We start from the raw sequence: 24,670 nt of genomic DNA, 5'->3' as shown, positions 1-24,670 counted from the left end.
TGGCTTATACTTGAAAATTCCTTACCAGCCTATGACGCGCCCGCGAAGCGCCGCAAGCTTTTCTTTGCCATAAAAGCTTCGATAACAGGAATGTGGCCAAGATTTGGCCTCATTCCCGTTTTTCGCGATCACGTTTTCAGAATGCGCTTTAGAGATTGCGACCGATGTTGAGGAATTTCTGGCGGCGGTCGCTGCGCAGCTGCTCGCCCGAACGGCTGGAAAGTTCGCCAAGCGCGTTGGAAATCACGTCTCCCGCAGCGGCGATCACCGTCTGCGGATCGCGATGCGCGCCGCCGAGCGGCTCGGGAATGATGCCGTCGATCACGCCGAGGCTTTTCAGGTCTTCGGCGGTGATTTTCATGTTGGTGGCGGCTTCCTTGGCGCGGGTGGAATCGCGCCAGAGGATCGAGGCCGCACCTTCGGGCGAAATCACGCTGTAGATCGAATGCTCGAGCATATAGACGCGGTTGCCGGTGGCGATCGCGATGGCGCCGCCTGAGCCGCCTTCGCCGATGACGACGGAGATGATCGGCACTTTGACGCCAAGACACATTTCGGTGGAGCGGGCGATCGCCTCGGCCTGGCCGCGCTCTTCCGCTCCGACGCCGGGATAGGCGCCTGCGGTATCGACCAGGGTGATGACCGGCAGCTGGAAACGGTCGGCCATTTCAAGGATGCGGATCGCCTTGCGGTAGCCTTCGGGACGGGCACTGCCGAAATTGTGCTTCAGGCGGCTCTTGGTGTCGTTGCCCTTTTCCTGGCCGATGATGGCGATCGGCTGGCCGCGAAAGCGGGCGAAGCCCGCCTGGATGGCGGCATCCTCGGAGAATTTGCGGTCGCCGGCCAGCGGCGTGAATTCCGTGAAGAGTGCCTCGGCATAGTCGACAAAATGCGGACGCTGCGGATGACGGGCGACCTGCGTCTTCTGCCAGGCATTGAGCTTGGAATAAATGTCGGCCATCGCCTCGCGGACTCGGATTTCAAGCCGGCCCACTTCGTCTGACGTGTCGATGCTCTCGTCTTCGCTCGCCAGTTTCTTGAGCTCGTGAATCTTGCCTTCGAGATCCGAGATGGGCTTTTCGAAGTCCAGATAATTGTGCATGAGGTGCGTTTCCGATCCTTTTGCGCGTGACGAGCGACGGCAGGTTTAACCCTTGTGCCGGTCCTATTCCTGTTTTTTGGCCTGTTTGGCAAGGGGGTGATGCGTTTGCACGAGCTGATGAAGGCGTTCTTCCAACACATGCGTATAGATTTGCGTGGTCGAAATGTCCGAATGGCCGAGAAGTTCCTGCACCACGCGCAGGTCCGCGCCGTTGGCGAGGAGGTGGCTTGCAAAGGCATGGCGCATGACGTGCGGCGAGATCATCGAGGGCGTCAGCCCGGCGCGAATGGCGAGATCCTTCAGATCGCGCGCAAAGACCTGGCGCGGCAAGTAGCCCTGCCTGGACGCCGCGGGAAAGAGCCACGGGCTTTCAGGCGCAGGCTGCTTGGCATTCGCCGCCAGGTCGGCCTGCAGCCTTCCATAGGCCTTCAGCGCTGATATGGCCGACTGCGACAGCGGCACCAGCCGTTCCTTGTTTCCCTTGCCGCGAATGATGAGGAAGCGCCCTTGGTGGTCCAGCACCTTGGCCGGCAATGTAACGAGCTCGCTCACGCGCATGCCGGTGGCGTAAAGCAGTTCCAGCAGCACAAGCATGCGCAGGCGCTGCAGCTGGTCGGGGCCTTCGGCTGCCGCTTCCACTTCTGCCTGGGTCAGAAGACGCGTCACCTGGTCGACGCCCATGGTTTTCGGAAGGGGACGGCCCTTTTTCGGCGCGTCGAGGATGCCTGTGGGGTCGTCCGTGCGCAGGCCTTCCGCATAGAGGAATTTGTAGAATTGGCGCATGGCGGAAAGCCGCCGCGCCTGTGACGAAGGCTTGAAGCCCTGGATCGAGAGGCCGGAGAGATAGGCGCCGAGATCGTTCGGCCCCGCCTCGGTCAGGCGGACGCTGCGCTCGGACAGGAAGCCGTGGAGATCCTCGAGATCGCGTTCATAGGATTGCAGCGTGTTGACTGCGGCGCCGCGTTCGGCGCTCATCATCTCCAGGAAGGCTTCCAGATGCGCTCGGCTCAGATCTCTCACCCCAGCCCTCGCATTCATGGCTTCAACGAACCGGTGGCCGGTGGATTGATGCGCTCCGGCGGAATACGGATCGTCACCTCGCGCGGCTGCGGATCGACGAAGAGCACGAGCGCCCACATTGCCCCATATATCGATCCGCCGATGACCGCGCAGATGACAAGGAAGCGAAACAGGGTTGGCATTCGGAAACTCTCCTCGTCCCAGTCATAGGTCCGGCGACGTAACAATTATACCCACCAAGCGTTAGCTGAAGGATATTGCAGACATGTTTACGCCGCGGCGTCTTGACGCTACAGGCGCATTTGACGATACCGTTTCCAAAGAAATTGTGAATGGGCCGATGAGTGAACAAGTCCTGACCCTTGCAGAGAGCCTCAAAGACAGGGCGCGCGCCGCGCTAGGTCAGCGCAATCTTGTCCTCGTGGGATTGATGGGGGCGGGGAAGTCCTCGATCGGCCGGCTGGTCGCGCAGCAACTCGGCATCCCCTTCGTCGATACCGATGCAGAGATCGAGCGCGTATCGCGCATGACGATCACGGAGCTCTTTGCGGCCTATGGCGAACAGGAGTTCCGGGCGCTGGAAACGCGCGTGATCAAGCGTCTTCTTAAGGGCGGGCCGCGTGTCGTCTCGACCGGCGGCGGCGCCTTCATCAACGAGAGCACGCGGTTTCATGTCAAACGCGGCAGTCTTTCCGTCTGGCTGAAGGCCGATCTCGACGTGCTCTGGGAACGGATCAACAAGCGGGACACGCGTCCCCTGCTCAAAACCGAGAATCCAAAACAGACCCTCGAGGACCTGATGAATGCGCGCTATCCGATCTATGCGGAAGCCGATCTCACGGTTCTGTCCCTTGATGTGGGCAAGGAGACCATGGTCAAGGAAGTCCTTGCCGCCATTGCCGAGGGAAAGAAAGCAGAAAGCAAAACACCATGAATGCGATCACGGCGGCTTCCGCAGAACGCCTCGTGCGCGTGCCTCTCGGCGAGCGCGCCTATGACATCCTGATCGGCCCCGGCCTGATCGCCCGAGCAGGGCGCGAGATCGCCGCACGGCTGAAGGGCCGCAAGGCTGCCATCATCACGGACGAAAACGTCGCGCCGCTCTATCTCGACGCCTTGGTCGCGGGCCTGCAGGCTGAGGGCATCCAGGCATCCAGCCTCGTGTTGCCGGCCGGCGAGAAGACCAAGAGCTTCGAACATCTCATGACGGTCTGCGACGCGGTGCTGACCGCGCGTGTCGAGCGCAACGATGCCGTGATTGCGCTTGGCGGTGGAGTCATCGGCGATCTCGCCGGTTTTGCAGCCGGCATCGTGCGTCGCGGCGTTCGCTTCGTTCAGGTTCCGACCTCGCTTTTGTCGCAGGTGGATTCTTCCGTCGGCGGCAAGACCGGCATCAATACCCATCACGGCAAGAACCTCATCGGCGTCTTCCATCAGCCGGATCTCGTGCTTGCCGATATCGACGTGCTGAATACGCTGAGCGAGCGTGAATTCCGCGCCGGCTATGCCGAAGTCGCCAAATATGGCCTGATAGACAAGCCCGACTTCTTCGCCTGGCTCGAGGCCAGCTGGAAAGATGTCTTTGCCGGCGGCGCGGCGCGCATCGAGGCGATCGCCAGGAGTTGCCAGGCGAAATCCGATGTCGTTGTTGCCGACGAGCGCGAAAATGGGCCGCGCGCCCTACTCAATCTCGGTCATACGTTCGGTCACGCGCTGGAAGCAGCTACCGCTTACGACAGCCGTCGGCTGGTGCATGGCGAAGGCGTTGCGATCGGCATGGTGCTGGCGCACGAATTTTCCACGCGTCTCAACCTAGCGAGCGCCGACGATGCGAAACGCGTCGAAGCGCATCTGAAGGCCGTGGGCCTGCCGACCCGGATGGGCGATATCCCGGGCGAGCTGCCGCCGGCGGAAACGCTGATGGATGCGATCGCACAGGACAAGAAGGTCAAGAGCGGCAAGCTGACGTTCATTTTGACCCATGGCATCGGCCAGTCCTTTGTCGCCGACGACGTGCCGTCCTCCGAAGTCCTGAGTTTCCTGAAGGAAAAGCATCCCTGATGACGGTCGAGGGCACGCTGGCTGTACTGTTCGAATATTGGCCCGAGATCATCTCGATCCTCGTGCTTGTGCTGCTGTCGGCCTTCTTCTCCGGTTCGGAAACGGCGCTTACCGCCGTCTCGCGCAGCCGCATTCATACGCTGGAGGCAAACGGCGACGAGGACGCCGGGATCGTGCGTCGGCTGATCGAGCGCCGGGACCGGCTCATCGGCGCGCTGCTCATCGGCAACAATCTTGCCAACATCCTGTCGTCGTCGCTGGCGACCAGCGTCTTCCTCGGCCTGTTCGGCAACTCGGGCGTGGCGCTCGCGACGGTCGCCATGACTGTCATCCTCGTCATATTCGCCGAAGTGCTGCCGAAAAGCTGGGCCATTTCGACGCCGGATCGCTTTGCGCTCAATGTCGCCGGCACGGTGCGGCTCTTCGTCGCCGTCGTCGGTCCGGTATCGAGCTTCGTCAATGCCATCGTTCGATGGATCCTTGCCATTTTCGGCATCAACCTCTCGAAGGAAGTTTCGATGCTGTCGGCGCATGACGAGCTGCGCGGCGCGGTGGATCTGCTGCACCGGGAAGGGTCGGTGGTCAAGGCCGACCGCGACCGCCTGGGCGGGGTGCTCGACCTCGGCGAACTCGAACTCTCCGATATCATGGTGCACCGCACGGCGATGCGCGCCATCAATGCCGACGACCCGTCCGAAGTCGTGGTGCGCGCCATCCTCGACAGCCCGTACACGCGCATGCCGCTCTGGCGCGGCACGATCGACAACATCATCGGCGTCATTCACGCCAAGGATCTGCTGAGGGCGCTGGCCGAGCGGAATGTCGAGCCGGAGAACCTCGATGTCGTCAAGATCGCACAGAAGCCCTGGTTCGTGCCCGACAGCACCAATCTGGAGGATCAGCTCAACGCCTTCCTGCGCCGCAAGCAGCATTTCGCTGTCGTCGTCGACGAATATGGCGAGGTGCAGGGCATCGTGACGCTGGAGGATATTCTGGAGGAGATCGTCGGCGATATCGCCGACGAGCACGATATCGACATCCAGGGTGTGCGGCAGGAGGCCGACGGCTCGATTGTGGTCGATGGCGTCGTGCCTATCCGCGACCTCAACCGCGCGCTTGACTGGAACCTGCCTGACGAGGAAGCAACGACGATTGCCGGCCTGGTCATCCATGAATCGATGACCATTCCCGAAGAGCGGCAAGCCTTCACCTTCTACGGAAAACGCTTCATCGTCATGAAGCGGGAAAAAAACCGCATCACCAAGCTGCGCATTCGCCCCGCGGAGATGGAAGAGAACAAGCCCGAATAAGAGCCATCTCCTGCGGGATTACCAGCGCACCGCCTCTCCGGGTGCAGCCGGCTCCACGGCAAGCGCGTGCAATCCGGCATCCAATTCCGGCTTCAGAAGATCGTTGATCGCCCTGTGGCGTGCGAGGCGCGGCATGCCCGCGAACTTGGCGGAGACGATGCGAACTCTTATATGCGTCTCGCCGGTTCCGGTCATGTCGGGCTGGTGGCCCGCGTGCAGGTGGCTTTCGTTGATGACGACAAGGCGCTCTGGCGCGAAGGCTTCATTGAGTTTCTTCTCAATGCGGGATTGCAGTGTCGTTTCCATGTTCCCGCTTCGTCCTTCTTCGCGAAAAAGGTTCCCACAAAGCCTGCAACATTCCCATTTGTCAATTCTTGTTGTGGGCTAATCCAGGCCCCATAATTAGGGCACTATGGGACTTGATTCAAAATACTTCGATCGCATTCGAACCCGCCGCAAACGCCCGCAGGAACCCGAGCAGGGCCCGCCGACGTGCCAATGGGACGGCTGTGACAAGCACGGCACGCATCGCGCACCCGTCGGGCGCAATGCGGAAGGGCAGTTCTTTTTGTTCTGCTTCGAGCATGTCAAGGAATACAATAAGGGCTACAATTATTTCTCCGGCCTCTCGGACGGGGAGATCGCGCGCTATCAGAAGGAAGCCGTTACCGGCCATCGTCCGACCTGGACCGTCGGCGTCAACAAGGCGGCGAAGCACAGTCCCCTGCAGTCGGAAGTCCGCTCTGGCGCCTATACCCGGGTTCGTGATCCCTTTGGCTTCGTCAAAGATGGCGATGGCCGCGGCAGCGGTCCGCGTTTTCCGGAGCAGCGCAAGCTGAAAACGCTGGAGGCGAAAGCATTCGATACGATGGGGCTCGGCGCCAATGCCTCTGCGCCGGACATCAAGCGCCGGTACAAGGAGCTGGTGAAAATGCACCACCCGGATGCCAATGGCGGCGACCGTGGCTCCGAGGAGCGTTTCCGCGCGGTCATACAGGCCTATCAATTATTGAAACAGAACGGTTTTTGTTAATTCCTGTCCTTGCTCTCCGCCTTCAATCAGGTATGGTCCAAATCGGCTGAAGCCGTGGGCAACCGCGGCAGGGTGCGCATTTGGCTGGCTGCACCTCGGCCAACTTTCCGGACGCGGCGTTTCTTGTCCGGGACTCTGTTCAAGGATGCTCGCAAACGATCATTTCATCGTGCCGAGATTTTGCTTTAGTCCCGGAGAAGTATCGCCGCTGTTCCGACCGAACGGATGCGAGCAATAAAGCTGCGGCGTTTCGGATAAAGCGGCTGAGATTGATATGGCTGGGTGAGAGCCACCCGCCCTGGAGACATGATGAGCAAGATTGACCTTGATATTTCCGAGATTCCCGACACCACCGTTTCGGTCCGTGACGTTTTCGGTATTGATTCCGACATTCGCGTTCCCGCCTACAGCAAGGGCGGCGCCTATGTGCCCGATCTGGATACCGACTACCTCTTCGACCGTGAGACCACGCTCGCCATCCTCGCCGGTTTCGCCCATAACCGCCGCGTGATGATCTCGGGCTACCACGGCACCGGCAAATCCTCGCACATCGAGCAGGTTGCCGCGCGTCTCAACTGGCCTTGCGTGCGTATCAACCTCGACAGCCATGTCAGCCGTATCGATCTCGTCGGCAAGGACGCGATCGTCGTCAAGGACGGGCTGCAGATCACCGAATTCAAGGACGGCATCCTGCCCTGGGCCTATCAGCACAACGTCGCTCTCGTCTTCGACGAATATGATGCCGGCCGCCCGGACGTGATGTTCGTCATTCAGCGCGTGCTGGAATCGTCGGGCCGCCTGACGCTGCTCGACCAGAGCCGCGTCATTCGTCCTCACCCGGCCTTCCGCCTGTTCGCGACCGCCAACACCATCGGTCTCGGCGATACGACCGGCCTCTATCACGGCACGCAGCAGATCAACCAGGCGCAGATGGACCGCTGGTCGATCGTAACGACGCTGAACTATCTGCCGCACAACAACGAAGTCGCCATCGTGCTCGCGAAGGTGAAGTCCTTCCGCACCGACAAGGGCCGCGACACGGTCTCCAAGATGGTGCGCGTCGCCGACCTCACGCGTGCGGCCTTCATGAACGGCGATCTGTCGACCGTCATGAGCCCGCGTACCGTTATCACCTGGGCTGAGAATGCGGAGATCTTCGGCGATGTCGCCTTTGCCTTCCGTGTCACCTTCCTCAACAAGTGCGATGAGCTGGAGCGGCCGTTGGTCGCCGAGCATTATCAGCGCGCCTTCGGCATCGAGCTGAAGGAAAGTGCTGCCAACATCGTGCTCGAAGCCTAGGGAAGAACCCACACATCATGTCAGGTCGCGGAGACAATTCCAAAGCGAAGCCGGGTGCTCCGGTGGACATGGAGCCGTTGCGCCGTGCGATCACCGGCTGCGTACGCTCGATCGCGGGCGATGCCGAAGTCGAGGTGGCATTCGCCAACGAACGCCCGGGGATGACCGGCGAGCGCATCCGCCTGCCGGAGCTCTCGAAGCGGCCGACGATGCATGAGCTGGCGGTGACGCGTGGCCTCGGCGATTCGATGGCGCTGCGGCTGGCTTGTCACGACGCGCGCGTCCACGCCGTCATGGCGCCGCAGGGCGCCGATGCGCGCGCTATCTTCGATGCCGTGGAGCAGGCGCGCGTCGAATCGATCGGTTCGCTGCGAATGAGCGGTGTCGCGGCCAACATCGGCTCGATGAATTCGGAGAAATACGCCAAGGCGAATTTCTCGGGTATCGAGCGGCGTGAGGATGCGCCGATCGGCGAAGCCATGGCGATGATCGTGCGCGAGAAGCTGACCGGCCAGAAGCCGCCGGAGAGCGCCGGCAAGGTGCTCGACCTCTGGCGATCCTTCATCGAGGACAAGACCGGCGGCGAGCTCGACAATCTGCTTTCGACCATCAACGACCAGCAAAGCTTTGCCCGCGTCGTCCGCAATATTCTGACGGCCATGGAAATGGCCGAGGAATATGGCGACGAACAGTCGGAGCCGGACAGCGACGAGCAGCAGAGCGAAGAGGACAAGCCGAACGGCGAAGACCAGGATAACGACGACGTCAAGGAAGACGAAGGCTCGGACGCGGCCCCGGCCGAGGACAGCGAAGCCTCCGACGAGCAGATGGACGACGGCGCCACCGAGGACGGCGGTGAGATCTCCGACGACGATATGAGCGAGGAAGGCGAGGAGGATTCGGAAACGCCGGGCGAGACCCGTCGTCCGAACACGCCCTTCGCCGACTTCAACGAGAAAGTCGACTATCACGTCTACACGGAAGAGTTCGATGAGACCACGACGGCGCAGGAGCTCTGCGACGTGGCCGAGCTCGAGCGCCTGCGCGCCTTCCTCGACAAGCAGCTTGCTCATCTGCAGGGCGCGGTCGGGCGGCTTGCCAACCGTTTGCAGCGCCGTCTGATGGCGCAGCAGAACCGCTCCTGGGACTTCGACCTGGAAGAAGGGTATCTTGATCCGGCACGCCTGACGCGCCTGATCATCGACCCGATGCAGGCGCTGTCCTTCAAGATGGAGCGCGACACGCAATTCCGCGATACTGTCGTGACGCTGCTGATCGACAATTCCGGCTCCATGCGCGGACGGCCGATCACGGTTGCCGCCTCCTGCGCCGACATTCTGGCGCGCACGCTGGAGCGCTGCGGCGTCAAGGTCGAGATCCTCGGCTTCACCACCAAGGCCTGGAAGGGCGGACAGGCGCGTGAGAAATGGCTGGCCGGCGGCAAGCCGCAGACGCCGGGCCGACTGAACGACCTGCGCCACATCATCTATAAGTCGGCGGACGAACCCTATCGGCGGTCACGCGCCAATCTCGGCCTGATGATGCGCGAAGGCCTGCTCAAGGAGAATATTGACGGCGAGGCGCTGATCTGGGCGCATAACCGCCTTCTCGGCCGCCGCGAGCAACGTCGTATCCTGATGATGATCTCGGACGGCGCGCCGGTCGACGATTCGACGCTGTCGGTCAATCCGGGCAATTATCTGGAGCGGCATCTGCGCGCGGTCATCGACCAGATCGAGACGCGCTCGCCTGTGGAGTTGCTGGCGATCGGTATCGGTCACGACGTGACGCGCTACTATCGCCGCGCCGTCACCATCGTCGATGCCGACGAACTGGCTGGTGCCATGACCGAGCAGCTCGCATCGCTGTTCGAGGATAAGACAAGCATGCCGCGGTCGCGCATGCGCCGCGCAAGCTGAGCCCGCTCAGGCTTTCTGTCGCATCGGCCTCGCGGCCGATGCCGTTTCCTTTCGACAATACCGATTCCAAGGGCCGGCCGGTCGCAATGAGATGCGTCGGCCTGATAGCCGTGCTGGCGCTGCTCGTCGGCTGCAGCTCCGGCGACGAGAGCGCTCCGGCCGATATTCGCGCCACTGTCATCTCCACCTTGAGGCCGGGTTCGCAGGAAACGCAGTTCGGGGCGCTGGAATTCGTCGGCGGTCTTGAACTCAGTTCGGACAATGCGCTCCTCGGTGCGATCTCAGCCATCCGCTTTCGTCCCGATCAACGTCATTTCATCTCGGTACTGGATACCGGCCACTGGCTGACCGGCGCCATCGAGCGCGACGACAAGGGTCGGCTGAAGGGTATCACCGAGGCGCGCATCATGCCGATGATCGACCGCTATGGGGACACCGACGCTGGCAAGGGGGCGATGGATGCCGAGGGGCTGGCCTTGCGCGGCGACCATGTCCTCGTGAGCTACGAGCAGCATCATCGCGTCGATACCTATCCCGACCCGGGTTTCGAGACCTCGCCGCCGGACGACACCATCCCCATCCTCATTCCGAGGCGCCAGCTGCGCGCCAATCGCAGCCTCGAAGCCCTGATGATCGCGCCACAGTCGAGCCCGCTTGCCGGAGCAGCCGTCATCGTTGCGGAGGATAGCCTGGATGATCAGGGCAACATGCTTGCGGCCATCCTTGACGGACCGCTGCAGGGCCGCTTCACCGTGCGGCATTACGATAGCTTCGATGTCAGCGACGGCGTGTTTCTGCCCGACGGGGATTTGCTGCTGCTGGAGCGGCGCTTCGGACTGGCCCATGGTCTCGGTATGCGCATCCGCCGTATTGCCGGCGCGGATATCAGGCCGGATGCGGTCGTGGACGGCAAGGTGATTTTCGAGGCCAATTCCAGAGAACAGATCGACAATATGGAAGGGATCGACGTGTTCCGCGCGGCCGATGGCACCCTGCACCTTATTCTGGTTTCGGACGACAATCACTCGATCCTGCAGCGCAGCCTGATGCTGGAATTCCGCCTGAGCGACGAAAGCGTCGTCAGTCAGAACTAGAAGCGGTTCGGACGTGAATTATCGCCCGTTCACGCGGTCGGGGCTTGCGGCATCGGCTTCAGCATGTTCATCAGCGCGCCATAGGGCAGCAGCATGACGAGGCCAACGGTTACCTTGACCGAGAAATCGCCGATCGCCCAGGAAATCCAGCGCGGCGCCGAGGTGGAGAACGCGCCGAGGATCGGCGCCCATTCGATCGCGAAGGGATCGTTCGGTCCGAAGAAGACGAAGAAGGGCGCGAAGGCAAAGGAGAAGAATATCAGCGTGTCCAGCATCGAGCCGATCAGCGAGCCGAACAGGGGCGCGCGCCACCAGGCCATGCGGCGCAGGCGATTGAAGACCGAGATGTCGAGAAGCTGGCCGGCGAGATAGGCCGAGCCTGAGGCGATCGCGATGCGGGGCTGTGCGGTGAAGAACGACAGGGCGACGCCGACGACGAAACCGGCGAACACTACCTTGCGTGCGGCCTTCGGGCCGAACTGGCGGTTGGTCAGATCGGTGATGAGAAAGGCGACGGGATAGGTGAAGGCGCCCCAGGTGAGGATATCCGCAAGGTTGATGCCGGCAAGCTGAGCCTGCAGCGGATACTGCACAAGGATATTAGAGGCGACGACGACCAGCGTCATCAGCAGAACGCAGATAAGGGTATGACGTGCCGTCAGCATTTTTTTATCCTGGGAGATGCCACCAGTTGAAGAAAACCGGACATGGAAAAAGGCTTGTCCGGATGTGATCCGTGCAAGCCTTTTAGCCCGTATGAAATCTCGAAGCGCTAGAGCTTAGGCAGCGACTGCGGCTTCAGCGGTCTTCTTGATGATCTGACGACGCAGCAGGCGGGCGCGCATGCTGAGTTCATTTTCGTTTGCCTTCAGAAGGAAAGCGTCAAGGCCGCCACGGTGCTCGACCGAACGAAGCCCTGCAGCGGAAACGCGCAGACGGTAACGCTGGCCAAGAACGTCAGAAATCAGTGTGACCTGGCAAAGGTTCGGCAGGAACCGACGCTTGGTCTTGTTGTTGGCGTGGCTGACATTGTTGCCCACGAGGACGGCCTTGCCGGTCAATTCGCACATGCGGGACATGAAACACCTACTTTTGTTTTTCTTGGCCATCGGATAGTCGTTCCGGGCAACACCCGACGAGCAATCCAACAGGCCATAATTGGAAAGTTGCGTTTCTATAATCAGAGCGACCGGCCGCGTCAAGCCAAACCTTGTGTTTTCCCGCAATTCCGTCAAAAAGCTGCTGTTCTCTTGCGGTCGCACCAAGCAGGTAAAGTATCTATATATCCTGCTTGATCCTCGTTGAAGGCCCTGATCATGGTTCAAATTCGGAAGTGCCTTATTATTTCGGCCGTCGTCGCGTCGATGCCATCCCTGGCGTCGGCCGATATGCTACGGCATGAAACACAGTATCGCGTTTCACTCGCCGGCCTGCCGATTGCCAGGGCGGATTTCAAGACCGAAGTTACAGGCAACCAATTCACGATCCGCGGCGATATCACGTCCGCGGGCCTCGCGGATCTCGTTACCTCGATCGATGCGAAGACTGATGTAGCCGGCGTCGTCAGCGATAACAAATTGCAGGCCACGCATTACTCGCTCTTCTACAAAAACGGAAAAAAAGAACGCACCTATGATGTCGCCTACACCAACGGCAATGTGACATCGAATACGATCGTGCCGGAGCCGAAGCGGTCGGACAGCTGGATCCCGCTGAGTGTGAGCGATCTGAAGTCGGTGCTCGATCCCATTTCCGGCATGATCTTTCCGATCACGCCCAGCCTCAATCTTTGCAACCAGACCCTGGCCGTCTTCGATGGTGAGATGCGCATGGATCTGAAATTGTCGCCGAAGGGATCGCACCCGTTCTCTACCGACGGATTCAAGGGCAAGACCATCGCCTGCGGTGTCCGCTTCACGCCGAAGAGCGGCTACAAGAGCACCCGCAAAGACTATCTCTATCTTGCCAAGAGCGACAATATGGAGATCTGGTTTGCCAAGGCCGATACCATGAATGTATATGCTCCGGTCTACGTCCGCATCCCGACGCAATACGGGACGGTGACGATAACGGCCGTGAAATACGGTAGCTGAGGTCGTCAAACGCTTCACAGAATCGCTTGACCGCCTCAGCCGTTATTTCTACGCAATTCCGGACGGAAAACCGCTGCGCACTTTTCCTGGTATTGCTCTAGCGGGCCCTGGGGACGTCGGTGGCACCAGGCTGGGGGCAGAGTTGAAATTTCGTGCGACATTGACAGGTTTCTCGGCCATCGTGATGTGGTCGTTTCTGGCGCTGCTGACGGTGGCATCCGGCAAGATGCAGCCGTTTCAGCTGCTTGCCATCTGCTTCGCCATCGGCAGCATTCCCGGCATCGTCGTCTTGGCGCTGAGGCCCGAGCGCCTGCAGCTGCTGCGTCAGCCGGCCAAAGTCTGGATAACAGGCATCGTAGGGCTGTTCGGCTATCACTTCCTCTATTTCACTGCGCTGCGTCATGCACCGGCGGTGGAAGCGGGCCTCATTGCCTATCTCTGGCCGCTGTTGATCGTCGTCGGTTCGGCGCTGCTGCCAGGTGAGCGGCTGCGCTGGTATCACATCCTCGGCGCGCTGATGGGGTTGGCGGGTACGGTTCTGATCGTCGGCCGCAACGGCTTTCATTTCGAAGGCGCCTATGCAATCGGTTACGGCGCGGCTTTGCTCTGTGCCTTCACATGGTCCGGCTATTCCCTGATCACGCGCCGTTTCGAGGCGGTGTCGACCGATGTCGTCACCATATTCTGCCTCGTGACATCAATTCTCTCGTTCCTCTGCCACCTCGGCCTAGAAGAGACGCTCTGGCCCGAGAGCCCGACGCAATGGATCGCCGTGCTCGGCCTCGGCCTCTTTCCGGTCGGTGCGGCATTCTATGCCTGGGATTTCGGCATCAAGAACGGTGACATCCAGATTCTCGGCGCGGCAAGCTATGCCGCGCCATTGCTGTCGACGCTGATCCTCACCCTTTTCGGCTTCGCGGAACCGAGCTGGGGCATCGCATTTGCCTGCCTGCTCGTGACCGGCGGGGCTGTGCTCGCGGCGCACCGCATGATCCTGCGCCGAGACAATGCCGGTTCGGCGCAGGCGGAAGCGGCGGAGTAATTTTCGCCGCAACCGGTGTCGGCTATTTCTTGAAGACCTTCTCCAGGAACGCGGCGAGCGACGGACGCCAGACGTCCATCTCATGCTGGAGATCCGGATACTCATGGTATTCGTGGGCGATCTTCTTTTCCTCGAGCGTCGCCTTGAGGCCGGCGACATCCTTGCCGACGACCTGATCCTTGCTTCCAACCGTTACTGTGAAATTGCGCAGCGCCTTGTTGATCTTGGCCGGTTCGTTCAGCGCGGCATCGACGGCCTTGTTCGGCACGGTCGTCGTGCTGACGCCGCTGAAGGTCGCGACCCAGCCGAAAGTGCCGAGATGCGACAGGCCGGAGACGAGCGCCTGGTATCCGCCCTGCGACAGACCCACCACGGCGCGGCCGTCCGCATCGTTGCGCACCCGGTAGTGATTTTTCATGTAGGGGATGAGATCTTCGACAAGCTCCCGATCGGCCGCTTCAGCGTTGGCAGGATAGAAATCCTTACGACGGTCGGCTCCGGGGAAATTCTCGGCAATCGCTTCGGGCACGTCGGTTTCCGTGTCAGGAATGACCACGATCATCGGCTCGATTTTCTTTTCGGCAAGAAGGTTATCGAGGATTTGCGGTGCGCGGCCTTGCGCCACCCAGGATCCCACCGTGTCGCCGAAGCCGTGATAGAGATAGAGCACCGGCAGCGGTTTCGATGAATCGGTGTAGCCGGGCGGCGTATAGACATACATCTGCCGCTCCGACTTGAGTGCCTTGGAATGCAGGGTCACCAGCCGCAGGTCGCCATGCGGCACATTGCGGGTATCGAGAATGCTGCCGGGCACCAGAATGAGGCTGGTATTGACCTGCCGCTGCGGTTTGGGTGCATTGGTGCCCGTGTCGATGCTGCGGAAGCCGTCGATATTGAAATAATACTCATAGAGATCGGGTTTCAGTACCTCGGTCTTCACGCTCCAGGTGCCATCGTCACCCCGTTGCATGGCCATCGGATCGTACGATCCAAGGACGACGGAGACCGCTTTTGCCGCCGGCGCATAGAGGCGGAAGGTGATTGATCCATCCCTTTCGACCGAGGTGACGAAGTTTTTCAGCGGGCGATCGGCCGGCGGTGAGGCGGGCGCGTCAAGGGCAAGGGCGGGAACGCTCATGACGCAACCCGCCACGATGAATAAAGGGAACAACAAACGCACGAAAAAGCCTCCTCCAGATGAAACAATATTCTCTCTCCCCGTGTAAAGCTGACGCAGCGTGACGCTTTTTCAAGACGGTCGGCATCGCACCGGCGCTTTGGGCCTGCGCGATGTCAACGAATGGTAAAGGGTTTTCAGGCGGAGGCGGGCTTCCAGTCGGGCGCAGCCATCTCGAAGCTCGAAAATTCGAAACCAGGAGCAACCGTGCAACCTACGAGCGTGAATTCGCCCAGGCTTTCGGCAGATTGCCACCAGTTGGCGGGAATGATCGCCTGCGGACGCTCGCCTCTTGCCAGATCGGTGCCGAGCACCAGCGTTTCGCTCGCCTCGCCATCGGCGGATCGATGCAAAGCGAGCGGCGCACCGGCATAATAGTGCCAGACCTCGGCGGCATCGCGGACCCGGTGCCAATGCGAGCGGTCGCCCGCCTCCAGCAGATAGTAGATTGCGGTGGAGTGGCCGCGCGCGCCGCCCTGTTCGTCACGGAAGGTCTGCACGTACCAGCCGCCCTCCGGATGCCGCTGCATGGAAAGCGTTTCGATGATCTCTTTCACCTGCATCAAAAATTGTCCTTGCGCTTGCGGATCTCCGCGAAAACCTCTTCGTTGCTGCGGCTTTCCATCAGCAGGTGACGGCGGATCGAGGGATCGGCGGCGCGCAGGAAGGGGTTGGTTTCCTTCTCCAGCGCTAAAGTCGTCGGAATGGTGAACTTGCCCGCAGCTCTCAGCGCTTCAATATCGGCAGCGCGCGCCTTCAGCCGCTCGTTGTCGGGATCGATGGTAAGCGCGAAGCGGGCGTTGGAAAGCGTATATTCGTGGCCGAAATAGATTGCGGTCTCATCCGGCAATACGGCAAGCTTTTGAAGCGAGGCCCACATGTCGGCCGCTATGCGCTCGAACAGCCGACCGCAGCCGAGCGCAAACAGCGTGTCGGCGGCAAAGAGCAGCTTGTCGTCCACGAAGTGATAGCAGACATGCCCGGCCGTGTGGCCCGGTGTCTCGATGACGTTGACCGTGTGACCGGCGAATTCGAACGTATCGCCATCGCCCACGGCCCGGTCGAGGCCGGGAATGGCGACGGCCTCGTTGATCGGGCCGATGATCTCGCAGCCGAATTGCTCCTTCAGCGCCAGATTGCCCTCGACGTGATCGGTATGATGATGGGTTGTCAGGATGTGGCTGATCGTCCAGCCGCGACGATCTGCCGCCTTCAGAATGGGATCCGCCTCCGGGGCGTCGATCGATGCCGTCAATCCGGTTTCAGGGTCATGGACCAACACGCCAAAATTGTCGGACCGGCAGATAAATACCTCTAATTCCAATGGTTTCATGATCGAAATCGTCCTCGTCTTTTCCGTTGAGACAGAATGTAAGCTGTTCGGCCTTGAAGTCCAACGCTCGGCTGATAACATTTGTTTCGATGCACGCCGATATTGTCGATCTCCGTCAGTTCTACCATTCCGAGCTCGGACGCTTGGCGGAGCAGTCGATTGCCATGGCGCTTTCCTCCATCTGGGCGCGCATGCCGGAGGAGCGCCTCGTCGGCCTGGGCTATGCCGTTCCTTATCTTGATCGCTTCCGCACCGATACCGAGCGCACCTTCGCCTTCATGCCGGCGGGGCAGGGCGCGGTGAACTGGCCGATGGGCTCCGCATCGTCGACGGCATTGATCTTCGATGAAGAGCTGCCGCTGCCTGACAGTTCGATCGATCGCGTGCTGATGGTGCATTCGCTTGAATTCGCCGAGAGCCCGCGCGAGACGCTGAAGGAACTGTGGCGGGTATTGGCGCCCGGTGGACGGCTTGTGATCGCCGTGCCGAACCGCCGGGGCGTCTGGGCGCGCATGGAGCACACGCCGTTCGGTTCCGGCCGGCCCTATTCGCGCGGCCAGCTCACCTCGCTGCTGCGGGAAACCAACTTCACGCCGGGAGCGACGGCCGAAGCGCTGTTCTTCCCGCCCTCCAAGCTGCGCACGGTGCTGCGGCTGCGCCGCGCCTTCGAAAGGGTAGGGCGCACGCTGTGGCCTGCTTTCTCCGGCGTCATCATCGTCGAGGCGCAGAAGCGGCTTTATCAGGGCCTGCCCGTCGCCGTCCGCGCCTCGCGCCGCGTCTTCGTGCCTGTTCTTGCGCCGCGCGGCATACCGACGACGCGCGACGGCGCCTGACAGGACCGCCGGCGGCGCAAACACTCGACAAATTTGTCAATCCGCATTAATGCGACGGGGTGTCTAAAGCCGGACGTTTCCGGCCCTTCCCAAGGTCGAACCCATGAGCATGGAAATGAGCAAGCCTGTCCCGCGTTCCGGCATTCTCGATATCGCCGCCTATGTGCCGGGCAAGGAGCATGCACCGGGCGTTGCGCGCGTGTTCAAGCTTTCCTCGAACGAGACGCCGCTCGGCGCCAGCCCGAAGGCCATCGAGGCCTTCCGCGGCGCGGCCGAGCAGCTGGAGCGCTATCCGGACGGGCAGGCCAAGGAATTGCGTCAGGCAATCGCCGATGTGCATGGGCTGAACGTCGCCAATATTCTCTGCGGCAACGGTTCCGACGAGCTGCTCAGCCTGCTCTGCCATACCTATCTCGGTACCGGCGACGAAGGCATCATCACCGAGCATGGTTTCCTGGTCTACAAGATCCAGATCATGGCTGCCGGCGCGACGCCGGTTACGGTCAGGGAAAAGGATTGCACCGTCGATGTCGACGCCATTCTCGCCGCCGTCACCGAGAAGACAAAGATGGTCTTCATCGCCAATCCTGGCAATCCCACCGGTACCTATGTTGCGGTCAGCGAAATTCGCCGCCTGCATGCGCGTCTGCCGAAGCATGTGATCCTCGTGCTGGATGCTGCCTACGCCGAATATGTTCGCCGCAACGATTACGAGGCCGGTCTCGAGCTCGTCTCGGCCAACCAGAATGTCGTGATGACCCGAACCTTCTCGAAGATCTATGGTCTGGCGGCGCTTCGCATCGGCTGGATGTACGCGCCGGTCGATATCGTCGATGCGGTCAACCGTGTGCGCAGCCCGTTCAACATGAACAGCGGTGCCATCGCCGCGGGCGCTGCGGCCATTCGCGATCAGGCCTTCACCGAGAAGGCAGTCGCGTACAACACGCTCTGGATCGAGAAGATGACGACTGCGCTCGAGGCCATCGGCCTCAAGGTGACGCCGTCGGTCGCGAATTTCATTCTCGTTCATTTCCCCGACGGCGAGGGCAAGCGCGCCGCCGAGGCCGATGATTTCCTCACCAGCCGCGGCTATATCGTCCGGGCCGTGCGCGCCTATGGCTTCCCGAATTCGCTGCGCATGAGCATCGGCACCGAAGAGGCCAATCTCGGCCTCATTGACACGCTGACCGAATTCATGGGGCGCAAGGCATGAGCGGCGTTCAGTTCGACCGTATCGCGCTGATCGGCATCGGCCTGATCGGCTCTTCCATCGCCCATGACATCAAGCGGCTGGGCCTTGCCAAGGAAATTGTGATCTCGACGCGCAGCGCCGAGACGCTGAAGCGCGCCGAGGAGCTGAAACTCGGCGATCGCTACACGCCGTCCTCGGCCGAGGTGGTCAAGGACGCCGATCTCGTCATCGTCTCCGTGCCTGTGGGAGCCTCGGAAAGCGTCGCCAAGGAAATCTCGGCGCATCTGAAGCCGGGCGCCATCGTCACCGACGTCGGTTCGACCAAGGCTTCCGTCATCGCGCAGATGCAGCCGCACATGCCCGCCAACGTGCATTTCATTCCCGGCCATCCGTTGGCGGGGACAGAGAAGTCCGGGCCGGATGCGGGCTTTGCCGGGCTGTTCGAAGGGCGCTGGTGCATCTTCACGCCGATCCCGGGCACCGACGAGGCAGCCATCCGGAAACTCCGGCATTTCTGGGAGACGCTCGGTTCGCGCGTCGACGAAATGGATCCTGAGCATCACGACAAGGTGCTGGCGATCGTCTCGCACCTGCCGCATCTCATCGCCTACAACATCGTCGGCACCGCCGACGATCTGGAGACGGTGACCGAATCGGAAGTCATCAAATATTCCGCTTCCGGCTTCCGCGACTTTACCCGCCTTGCCGCGTCTGATCCCACCATGTGGCGCGATGTCTGCCTGCACAATCGCGATGCGATCCTGGAGATGCTGTCGCGCTTCTCGGAAGATCTCGCCTCCCTGCAGCGGGCGATCCGCTGGGGCGAGGGCGACAAGATCTTCGAACTTTTCACCCGCACCCGCGCCATCCGCCGCTCGATCGTCGAGGCGGGCCAGGACGTCGATGCACCGGATTTCGGACGTCATGCTCTGGATGCGAAGAAGTAGCGGCTTTTCCTTCTCCCCTCTGGGGCGAAGGTGTTGATCCTCAGATCGGCGGGATCTTCCCGAGCGGGATGAAGCCGCTGAGCGCGAGGTGGCCGCGATCGGCCGTCAGGTCCACGGAAACCTTGTCGGCGCCGTTTGCAAGCGCCTTCAGCAGCTTGGTGGCGGTCTTGATGATATTCTTGGCCGCCGGCAGCGTTGCCGTCAGGCTATCGCCCCATGGCCCGATCTGATTGATCTCCAGCTTGAACTGGCCGGATAGAAGTCCCTGATCGTCGAAATTGAAAGGGCCTGACAACGTCATGACGCGGCCGTCGCCGATATCGATGACGGCCTGATGCAGCACGCCTGCGGCACCGCGAAGGCCTTCCCGGTCGGTGCCGTCGAGCAGGCCGGCCTTGCCGGTCAGCGTCACATTGGCGCTTGTCGAGGCGGTCGGTAGCGTCTGCGGGAAATCCTTGATGACGGCATTGGCATTCTCGATGCCGATCGCGAAATCCAGGTCGCTGCCGTTCTGGCTGGCGTGCATCTCGGTGCGGGCGGCGGTCACATCGGCGCTCTGGCCGGTGGCGGAGGAGACGATGGCTGCCTTCAGACCTTCGATTACTGTCTGGCTCCGCGCGACGCCACGCCCCTTGGCAACGAGGTTCGATTGCAGATCCGTCCATTCGGCCGATACCGCCAGCCCTTCGGCGGTGCGCAACTCGGCCGGTGATTTCAGGTTCCAGCTGACATGGTTCGGTTGATAGACCGGCGCCGAGGCATTGAGGGTTTGGAAATTGGCAGAGACACCTCGGGTCTGATTGTCGACGGTCACCGTGTCGCAGGTCAATCCCATGGAGAAGGGGAAGCCGCTGAAGGCCATGTTTGTGCATTTGCCGGCAATGCCGGCGCTGTTCTGCTGACCGAGCGCCTTCAGCACATTGGTTTTGACAATATTGGTCGCGTAATACCACCCGCCGGTATAGAGCCCGGCCAAGACCACCAACAGTCCTATCAGGATGAGCGATAGACGTTTACCTCGACCGGTCGCTACGCTCTGGCTTGACGCTGCCATGTTGTTCTCCAATGGTTGGACTGAAGTTTCACACTGATTTGGCGTTGGATATGGACGAATTTTGGGTGTTTGGCTACGGATCGCTCATGTGGAATCCGGGCTTCGACTATGAGGAAAAGGCGGAGGCCATTATTTTCGGCTACCGCCGCTCGCTTTGCGTTCGTTCCTGGGTCCATCGCGGCACAGAGGCCAGTCCCGGCCTGGTCCTCGGTCTCGATCGTGGCGGCTCCTGCCGCGGCATGGCGTTTCGCGTCTCGACGGCTGCGTGGGACGAGGTATTGGCCTATCTGCGTGAGCGTGAACTGGTCACCAATGTCTATCTGGAAAGGATAGCGCCGATCCGGCTCGCCGATGGCCGGCGCGTGATCTCCGTCGCCTATGTCGTCGATCGCGATCACAGGCAATATGCCGGCGCGCTGGACGCCATAGAGGCCGCTCATATCGTCGAATCCGCCAGCGGCCAGTCCGGCCCGAACGATGCCTATGTCTTCAACACGCTGACGCATTTGCGCGAGATGGGGATTCGCGATCAGTGGCTCGAGCATGTCGCCGGTGAAATCGAGCGTATGCGGGAAGCGTCCTGACAGGCCGTTCTTCAACGTGATGCGGCCGCCTTCGGTTCAAACCGCCGCAGTGGTCACTTTTGCCTTGCCGATTTCCGCCAGACGCTGTGCTGCGGTCGGCGGGACGGGGAGATGCGGATTGTTGGCGATCGTTTCGACCAGCAGTTCGTCGCTCGCCTTTTCCGTCTCCTCCATCAGCCGCGCAAAGAAGGCGTCGGGATCCATGCCGGGCTGGATCGGCGGCAGGATGCGCACCTTGAGGTGGCCTGGATATTTGCGGAAGGTGCGGCGCGGCCAGAACAGGCCGGGATGCATGGCGACGGCGACGACTGGGATTCCGAGATCGCGATACATGCGGGCGATGCCGTATTTATAGACCGGTTCGGCGCCCGGCGGGCGGCGGGTGCCCTCGGGGTAGATGATGAGCTGGCGGCCGGTGGCGAGCTCTTCCCGCGTGCGCTTCAATACGTCGAACATCACCTTGCCGCGGGCGCCTCGGTCCACCGGGATCATGCGCTGCTTCCCCGCATACCAGCCGAACAACGGAATCCACATCAGCTCGCGCTTCAGGATATAGACCGGATCGTCGAGATAGGGCAGCAGCGCGAAGGTGTCCCAGAAGGACTGATGCTTGGGCGCGAAGATGTAGCTGCCCTTGGGGATATTCTCGAGGCCCTCGATCTCGAAGGTGGTGCCGACGATCTTTTCCATCAGCCAGGTGCTGGATTTCGCCCATGCCTTGGGGATTGCATATGCAGCCTTGCGCGGCATCAGAAAATAGATCGGCGACAGCACGATCATGCGAATGATCAGATTGGTATAGAAGGCTGTGTTGAACAGGACCGAACGCAAGATAATCATCAAGACTTTCCCAATGCACCGGCTTGCGCCGGCATCCTAAGGCTTGCCTACACGATTACGGCGTCAATAAAAAGTCGGTGCGTGTGCGGCCGGAGATCTCAGTCCGGATCGTCGCTCTGTTCCTGCGAGCGCAGACCGACCGGACGCCCCAGGCCAGTGAGATTGCGGGCGCCGGTGAGGAGAACCTTGGCATATTCGGAGATCATCGTGCGCAGCGCATTCGGGTCGGTGAACCAGTTCTTGGTCTTCAAATCGGAATTGACAACCGGATAGGGAATGAAATCCGTCGCGGGATCGACATATTTCAGTTCCGCGAGGCTGCGGGGCATGTGGTAGTTGTTCGTCACCACCAGGACGCTCTTATAGCCCTTGGCGTGGATCCACTTTGCCGCTTCGCGTGCATTGCCGATCGTATCGATGGCGTCATAGCCGATGTCGACGCAGCAATTGAAGAGACCGACCGAGCTCTGCGTCAGCCTGCGGATCTGCGACGGCGTCGTGGTGGGATGTGCGCCAGATATCAGCAGCCGGTGGCCCGCGCCGGAGCGCAGCAATTCGACGGCCTGGTCGATCCGCTGATAGCCGCCCGTCAACACGACGATGGCGTCTGCCTTGGGCTCGAGCGGTGGCTTCAGCGTGGTGATCGAATCGGCAAAATGCAGGAAGCCGCCGAAAATGATGGCGGCGAGGAAGATGAAGGCGAAGCCGCCCCAGCGCAAGAGGCGCCGGAACAAGCTACGACGCACAGGTCTATCGCTGCGGGATTCCTCCCGCATCGACTGCGAACTCACGGTCTTGCGAGTCGACAGATCCATGCTCATGATTCGGTACTATACGACAATTGCGGCAAGGAACGGGCTGACGGACAGCAAAAAATACTCACCGCGGCGTCAATTCTGCACACCGTCGGCCCTGCCGGGATCGGAACGGATCAGATCGATCTCGTAGATCGTGCGCATGACGGTGAAGCGCGCCGTGAGAGTCGTGAGCAGGGCGATGACGATCATGGTTGCGAGAATGCCGACATAGCCGAGTGCGCCCACGGAAAAAGTGCCGAAAAGGGCGGTTGCCTGGTCGGTCTGCGGCGTGGCGATCGTGCGGCTCTGCAGGATGCCGGCGCTTGCGAAGAACAGGGCGGCAAGGCCGCTGCCGGCTGCCGACCCCTTCAGGCTGATCTTCAGGAAGTGCTTTTGAAATTCGGTTGCGACGAAGGTGCTCTCGGCACCGACGAAGTGCAATACCTCGACGATGTGGCGATTGCCCGAGAGCGCGCCGCGGGTGGCGAAGACTACGGTCAGCACCATGGCCGTGAAGACCAGCAGCAGCACGCCGGTGCCGATGAGGACTGTTGTGTGCGCCATCGACACCAGCCGGTCGACCCAGGTGCGGTGGTCGTCCAGCGTCGCTTGCGAGATCTGCGCCTTGAGCAGGGCGCGCATCGCCTCGAAATCCGGCGGGTGCGTCTCGTCGATGGTGATGATGACGAGGCGGGGGACAGGCAATTCCTTGATGTCCAGGCCGGCGCCGAGCCATGGCTCGAGAAGACGCGCAGTTGCCGCCTCGTCGACGATCTGGCCGAACTTGGTGCCGACGAAGCTCAGCGCGATGTCGCGGGCGCTGACCAGCGCCTTCTCCATGTCGAGATTGTCGTCCGGCTTGATCTGGATGGTGATCTCGCGGGAAATCTGGCTCTCCCAGCTTGCCGCCGTCGCGCGCACCATGCTGACGGCGCCGAGCGTGAGGCAGGCGAGGAAGGCCATGATGGCGATGACGACGATTAGCGCGTTGCCCTGAATATTGGAGGACGGCACGATCGGCCCGGTGGGGCGCACGCGCATTTCCGGCCGCTTCCGCTCCGGCGGAGGAGCGGGGGGTGTTTGCTGCGACTGCGCAGCTTTGGCATTCGGGGCTTTCCTGCGGGGCGCGGGCTCAGTCATAGATATCGAGATGCCCTCCCGACAGAATCATGCGCCTAGCCTCGATCTGGTCCATCAGGCCGAGGTCGTGCGTGGCGATGACGACCGCAGTGCCGAGGCGATTGAGCTCCAGGAACAGGTTGAGCAGCCGTCGTGCCATCGGCGGATCGACATTGCCTGTCGGCTCGTCGGCGAGCAGGATTTCCGGGCGGTCGATGAGGGCGCGCGCAATGGCGGCGCGTTGCTTTTCGCCGCCTGACAGAACCGGCGGCAGTACGTTGATGCGCTCGCCGAGGCCGACCCATTTCAGCAGTTCCAACACATCGGTACGATAGGAACTTTCATCCTTGCCGCGCACACGCAGCGGAAGGGCGACATTCTCGTAGGTCGTCAGATGGTCGAGCAGCCGGAAATCCTGAAAGACGATGCCGACGCGCCGGCGCAGGAGCGGCAGCTCGTTGCGCGGGATCGAGGAAATCTCCCGGTCGAACATGCGGATCAGCCCACGGGTCGGCTGCAGCGACATGAAGAGCAGCCGCAGCAGAGTCGTCTTACCGGCACCGGAAGGTCCGGTCAGGAACTGGAACGATTTTCTCGGAATGTCGAAGCTCAGGTCGCGGAGGATTTCCGGACCCATGCCGTAGCGCAAACCGACGTTCTCAAAGTGAATCAACGGGCAGTCCAGTCTTCCGCAGGGTTCAATCAGGCGACTTGTTAACCAATGGCATTAACAGCCGGTAAATTTTTCTGGAAAGGCGCCCCATTCATGGCGATCTTTGCGAAGCATTAACCATTAAAATTTACGACTGGGCAGGATTCGT

General features: G+C 61.1%; 26 protein-coding genes and 1 pseudogene. 13 read left to right on the top strand and 14 right to left on the bottom strand.

Going from position 1 to position 24,670, the window contains the following annotated elements; genetic code table 11:
* Window positions 1–148 precede the first annotated feature (148 nt).
* From AB8B29_RS14610 to AB8B29_RS14600, 3 genes are all read right to left on the bottom strand, one after another.
* Window positions 149–1,102, bottom strand: coding sequence for an acetyl-CoA carboxylase carboxyltransferase subunit alpha (locus AB8B29_RS14610; RefSeq protein ID WP_037196727.1), 954 nt, complete (start codon window positions 1,100–1,102; stop codon window positions 149–151).
* Between the two features lie 63 nt (window positions 1,103–1,165).
* Window positions 1,166–2,122: a site-specific tyrosine recombinase XerD gene (gene xerD / locus AB8B29_RS14605; protein WP_047637965.1), complete on the bottom strand. Its 957-nt coding sequence runs from the start codon at window positions 2,120–2,122 to the stop codon at window positions 1,166–1,168.
* A gap of 14 nt (window positions 2,123–2,136) precedes the next feature.
* Window positions 2,137–2,304, bottom strand: coding sequence for a hypothetical protein (locus AB8B29_RS14600; RefSeq protein WP_047637890.1), 168 nt, complete (start codon window positions 2,302–2,304; stop codon window positions 2,137–2,139).
* A gap of 158 nt (window positions 2,305–2,462) precedes the next feature.
* On the opposite strand from AB8B29_RS14600, the gene AB8B29_RS14595 reads away from it, so the two are divergent.
* Genes AB8B29_RS14595 through AB8B29_RS14585 form a run of 3 tightly spaced genes read left to right on the top strand, consistent with a single transcriptional unit; the run spans window position 2,463 to window position 5,493 of the window.
* Entirely contained in the window at window positions 2,463–3,056 is a 594-nt protein-coding gene (locus AB8B29_RS14595; protein ID WP_037196920.1) for a shikimate kinase, read from the top strand.
* On the top strand, window positions 3,053–4,183 hold the full coding sequence (aroB, locus tag AB8B29_RS14590) for a 3-dehydroquinate synthase (RefSeq protein WP_037196726.1): 1,131 nt from the start codon (window positions 3,053–3,055) through the stop codon (window positions 4,181–4,183). Before AB8B29_RS14595 ends, aroB begins: the two co-directional genes overlap by 4 nt.
* Window positions 4,183–5,493: an HlyC/CorC family transporter gene (locus AB8B29_RS14585; RefSeq protein WP_037196725.1), complete on the top strand. Its 1,311-nt coding sequence runs from the start codon at window positions 4,183–4,185 to the stop codon at window positions 5,491–5,493. The genes aroB and AB8B29_RS14585 overlap by 1 nt, the downstream gene beginning before the upstream one ends.
* A gap of 18 nt (window positions 5,494–5,511) precedes the next feature.
* On the opposite strand, the pseudogene AB8B29_RS14580 reads toward AB8B29_RS14585, so the two are convergent.
* Window positions 5,512–5,837, bottom strand: a pseudogene (locus tag AB8B29_RS14580) (BolA family protein).
* Window positions 5,838–5,905: 68 nt separating this feature from the next.
* Between AB8B29_RS14580 and AB8B29_RS14575 the strand changes: the two are divergent.
* From AB8B29_RS14575 to AB8B29_RS14560, 4 genes are all read left to right on the top strand, one after another.
* Window positions 5,906–6,526, top strand: a complete 621-nt coding sequence (locus AB8B29_RS14575) for a J domain-containing protein (RefSeq protein ID WP_037196723.1) — start codon at window positions 5,906–5,908, stop codon at window positions 6,524–6,526.
* A 309-nt stretch (window positions 6,527–6,835) separates the two neighbouring features.
* Entirely contained in the window at window positions 6,836–7,825 is a 990-nt protein-coding gene (gene cobS, locus AB8B29_RS14570) for a cobaltochelatase subunit CobS (protein ID WP_034511583.1), read from the top strand.
* A 17-nt stretch (window positions 7,826–7,842) separates the two neighbouring features.
* Window positions 7,843–9,744, top strand: coding sequence for a cobaltochelatase subunit CobT (gene cobT, locus AB8B29_RS14565; RefSeq protein WP_037196721.1), 1,902 nt, complete (start codon window positions 7,843–7,845; stop codon window positions 9,742–9,744).
* 86 nt (window positions 9,745–9,830) lie between these two features.
* Window positions 9,831–10,838 (top strand): esterase-like activity of phytase family protein, encoded by a 1,008-nt coding sequence (locus tag AB8B29_RS14560; RefSeq protein ID WP_052224136.1) that lies wholly within the window; start codon window positions 9,831–9,833, stop codon window positions 10,836–10,838.
* Between the two features lie 29 nt (window positions 10,839–10,867).
* On the opposite strand, the gene AB8B29_RS14555 is transcribed toward AB8B29_RS14560, so the two are convergent.
* Window positions 10,868–11,503 (bottom strand): queuosine precursor transporter, encoded by a 636-nt coding sequence (locus tag AB8B29_RS14555; RefSeq protein ID WP_113118693.1) that lies wholly within the window; start codon window positions 11,501–11,503, stop codon window positions 10,868–10,870.
* Window positions 11,504–11,617: 114 nt separating this feature from the next.
* Window positions 11,618–11,917, bottom strand: coding sequence for a 50S ribosomal protein L28 (gene rpmB, locus AB8B29_RS14550; RefSeq protein WP_037196918.1), 300 nt, complete (start codon window positions 11,915–11,917; stop codon window positions 11,618–11,620).
* Between the two features lie 237 nt (window positions 11,918–12,154).
* Here rpmB and AB8B29_RS14545 point away from each other — a divergent pair, with 237 nt between their 5' ends.
* Both AB8B29_RS14545 and yddG read left to right on the top strand, forming a co-directional pair.
* Window positions 12,155–12,931, top strand: coding sequence for a DUF3108 domain-containing protein (locus tag AB8B29_RS14545; protein WP_037196715.1), 777 nt, complete (start codon window positions 12,155–12,157; stop codon window positions 12,929–12,931).
* A gap of 142 nt (window positions 12,932–13,073) precedes the next feature.
* Entirely contained in the window at window positions 13,074–13,973 is a 900-nt protein-coding gene (gene yddG, locus AB8B29_RS14540; protein ID WP_047637893.1) for an aromatic amino acid exporter YddG, read from the top strand.
* A 22-nt stretch (window positions 13,974–13,995) separates the two neighbouring features.
* Here the strand turns inward: yddG and AB8B29_RS14535 are convergent, their stop codons facing one another.
* From AB8B29_RS14535 to gloB, 3 genes are all read right to left on the bottom strand, one after another.
* Entirely contained in the window at window positions 13,996–15,111 is a 1,116-nt protein-coding gene (locus tag AB8B29_RS14535) for an esterase (RefSeq protein ID WP_439006584.1), read from the bottom strand.
* Window positions 15,112–15,287: 176 nt separating this feature from the next.
* Window positions 15,288–15,713: a cupin domain-containing protein gene (locus AB8B29_RS14530; RefSeq protein ID WP_047637896.1), complete on the bottom strand. Its 426-nt coding sequence runs from the start codon at window positions 15,711–15,713 to the stop codon at window positions 15,288–15,290.
* Window positions 15,713–16,483 (bottom strand): hydroxyacylglutathione hydrolase, encoded by a 771-nt coding sequence (gene gloB, locus AB8B29_RS14525; protein WP_037196709.1) that lies wholly within the window; start codon window positions 16,481–16,483, stop codon window positions 15,713–15,715. The genes AB8B29_RS14530 and gloB overlap by 1 nt, the downstream gene beginning before the upstream one ends.
* A gap of 53 nt (window positions 16,484–16,536) precedes the next feature.
* On the opposite strand from gloB, the gene AB8B29_RS14520 reads away from it, so the two are divergent.
* The 3 genes from AB8B29_RS14520 (at window position 16,537) to AB8B29_RS14510 (ending at window position 19,455) form a co-directional block, all read left to right on the top strand.
* The gene (locus tag AB8B29_RS14520) at window positions 16,537–17,316 is read left to right on the top strand and encodes a class I SAM-dependent methyltransferase (protein ID WP_037196708.1); all 780 of its coding nucleotides are present in this window, start codon (window positions 16,537–16,539) and stop codon (window positions 17,314–17,316) included.
* A 103-nt stretch (window positions 17,317–17,419) separates the two neighbouring features.
* Window positions 17,420–18,529, top strand: coding sequence for a histidinol-phosphate transaminase (gene hisC / locus AB8B29_RS14515; protein ID WP_113118691.1), 1,110 nt, complete (start codon window positions 17,420–17,422; stop codon window positions 18,527–18,529).
* The gene (locus AB8B29_RS14510) at window positions 18,526–19,455 is read left to right on the top strand and encodes a prephenate/arogenate dehydrogenase family protein (RefSeq protein ID WP_113118690.1); all 930 of its coding nucleotides are present in this window, start codon (window positions 18,526–18,528) and stop codon (window positions 19,453–19,455) included. Before hisC ends, AB8B29_RS14510 begins: the two co-directional genes overlap by 4 nt.
* Before the next feature lie 40 nt (window positions 19,456–19,495).
* On the opposite strand, the gene AB8B29_RS14505 is transcribed toward AB8B29_RS14510, so the two are convergent.
* Complete coding sequence (locus AB8B29_RS14505) at window positions 19,496–20,509, bottom strand: DUF2125 domain-containing protein (protein ID WP_113118689.1); 1,014 nt, start codon at window positions 20,507–20,509, stop codon at window positions 19,496–19,498.
* 50 nt (window positions 20,510–20,559) lie between these two features.
* Here AB8B29_RS14505 and AB8B29_RS14500 point away from each other — a divergent pair, with 50 nt between their 5' ends.
* Entirely contained in the window at window positions 20,560–21,093 is a 534-nt protein-coding gene (locus AB8B29_RS14500) for a gamma-glutamylcyclotransferase (RefSeq protein WP_092573227.1), read from the top strand.
* A 36-nt stretch (window positions 21,094–21,129) separates the two neighbouring features.
* Here AB8B29_RS14500 and AB8B29_RS14495 read toward each other — a convergent pair whose 3' ends face one another.
* The 4 genes from AB8B29_RS14495 to ftsE form a co-directional block, all read right to left on the bottom strand.
* A complete protein-coding gene (locus AB8B29_RS14495) occupies window positions 21,130–21,933 on the bottom strand; it encodes a lysophospholipid acyltransferase family protein (RefSeq protein WP_037196702.1) in 804 nt (267 codons plus the stop codon).
* 98 nt (window positions 21,934–22,031) lie between these two features.
* Window positions 22,032–22,709: a YdcF family protein gene (locus AB8B29_RS14490; RefSeq protein ID WP_037196917.1), complete on the bottom strand. Its 678-nt coding sequence runs from the start codon at window positions 22,707–22,709 to the stop codon at window positions 22,032–22,034.
* 114 nt (window positions 22,710–22,823) lie between these two features.
* Window positions 22,824–23,870, bottom strand: coding sequence for a cell division protein FtsX (locus AB8B29_RS14485; protein ID WP_439006583.1), 1,047 nt, complete (start codon window positions 23,868–23,870; stop codon window positions 22,824–22,826).
* On the bottom strand, window positions 23,863–24,522 hold the full coding sequence (gene ftsE / locus AB8B29_RS14480; protein ID WP_034511554.1) for a cell division ATP-binding protein FtsE: 660 nt from the start codon (window positions 24,520–24,522) through the stop codon (window positions 23,863–23,865). Before ftsE ends, AB8B29_RS14485 begins: the two co-directional genes overlap by 8 nt.
* Window positions 24,523–24,670 lie beyond the last annotated feature (148 nt).

The organism is Rhizobium sp. 11_C7_N12_5, from assembly GCF_051811145.1.
GTDB lineage: Bacteria > Pseudomonadota > Alphaproteobacteria > Rhizobiales > Rhizobiaceae > Rhizobium > Rhizobium lusitanum.
Note: the sequence above shows the minus strand (reverse complement) of the source record. Positions and strands in the feature narration are given on the sequence as shown.